Source organism: Bradyrhizobium sp. (assembly GCF_049691595.1).
GTDB lineage: Bacteria > Pseudomonadota > Alphaproteobacteria > Rhizobiales > Xanthobacteraceae > Bradyrhizobium.
In genome coordinates this window covers 1-1,620 of record NZ_JBAVNZ010000273.1, presented here as the reverse complement: position 1 = coordinate 1,620, position 1,620 = coordinate 1, and the positions used below count along the sequence as shown (strand labels likewise).

1 protein-coding gene is annotated in these 1,620 nt (G+C 61.2%); it reads left to right on the top strand.

The window, feature by feature from the left end:
* Window positions 1-188: 188 nt before the first annotated feature.
* Window positions 189-1,472, top strand: coding sequence for an IS256 family transposase (locus WCE35_RS12320; protein ID WP_424593620.1), 1,284 nt, complete (start codon window positions 189-191; stop codon window positions 1,470-1,472).
* Window positions 1,473-1,620: the final 148 nt, after the last annotated feature.

The following is a 1,620-nucleotide window of genomic DNA, read 5'->3' as shown; positions in this document are numbered from 1 at the left end:
GTACTAGCGCTTTCGATATTCGATATCGCAGCCTTTTGGTGGAAAAGAGAAGCTGCAATCTCACGAATTGAGAACTCGATCGATGAGGTGGAGCTAAGTCCGGAAGTTGGTGACGGCGGGAATCGGGAAGGCGGCATATCGTGGGGGTGCTTGACGCCTCCACTTCTCCACCAAAGGAGCGATATGCCGTGCCCAACGATAACGTCTTCAAGCTGATTCAGCCAGGAACCTTCGACGACCAACTCACCGAAGTTCTGCGCAACGGGGCGCGTGCCCTTCTTGCTCAGGCCATCGAGGCCGAGGTTGTGGATTTCCTCGGCAAGCACGCAGAACTCAAAAACCCCGAAGGCCACCAGCGTGTCGTCCGCCACGGCCATCTGCCCGAGCGCGAGGTGATGACCGGCATCGGTCCGGTCGCTGTGCGCCAGCCGCGAGTGCGCGATCGCGAGGCTGGCGCCGCTGATCCCGGCCGCATCCGGTTCTCGCCGTCGATCCTGCCACCCTACATGCGCCGCTCGAAGTCGATCGAGACGCTGCTGCCGCTCCTCTACCTGAAGGGTATCTCGACCGGCGACTTTTCCGAGGCGCTGGCAGCCTTGCTCGGCAAAGATGCGAGTGGGTTGTCGGCGTCAGCCATCGGCCGCCTGAAGGATGGCTGGAGCGGCGAGTACGCCGCCTGGCAGAAGCGCGATCTATCAACCCGCCGCTACGTTTATATCTGGGCGGACGGCATCCACATCGAAGCCCGGCTTGAAGATGAGAAGCAATGTATCCTCGTGCTGATCGGCGCGACACCGGAAGGCCGCAAGGAACTTGTCGGCTTCACCGATGGCGCCCGCGAAAGCGCGCAGGATTGGCGCGATCTGTTGCTCGATCTGAAACGGCGCGGGCTCGATGCGCAACCAGAACTGGTGGTCGCAGATGGTGCGCTCGGGTTCTGGAAGGCTGCCGGCGAAGTCTGGCCGAAAACGCGCGAGCAGCGCTGCTGGGTACACAAGACAGCGAACGTGCTCGGCAAGCTGCCGAAGAGCCAGCAGCCGAAAGCCAAGCGTGCATTGCAGGAAATCTGGATGGCCGAGACAAAGGCCGATGCCGAGACCGCGTTCGACGCCTTCATCGAGAGCTACGAATTGAAATACGAGAAGGCCGCCGAATGCTTGCAGAAAGACCGCGACGCCCTGCTCGCCTTCTACGACTTTCCCGCCGAGCACTGGAAGCATCTGCGAACGACGAACCCGATCGAAAGCACCTTCGCCACCGTGCGGCACCGGACGATCCGCGCCAAAGGATGCCTCTCGAACAGGACGGCGCTCGCTATGGTCTTTAAACTGATCGAGGGCGCGCAGAAAAGCTGGCGACGCCTGGACGGACACAACCAGTTGCCAAAACTCGTCCTGGGTGTGAAGTTCTCCGACGGGCTGGAGGTCCTCGCCAAATCGGCACACCGTCAACCCGCAACCGCCGCCGCCTGACCGGCCCGGCCGTCACCAAGATTTGACGATAGCTCCTCCACAAGCTCCTGAAAGCCGATCAGCGCTGTGGCGCGAATGTACCTGTCTTGGACAACCATGAATCCCCATCACTCAACCCTAACCTGATGAAAATCCAGGCGCCCCGTCC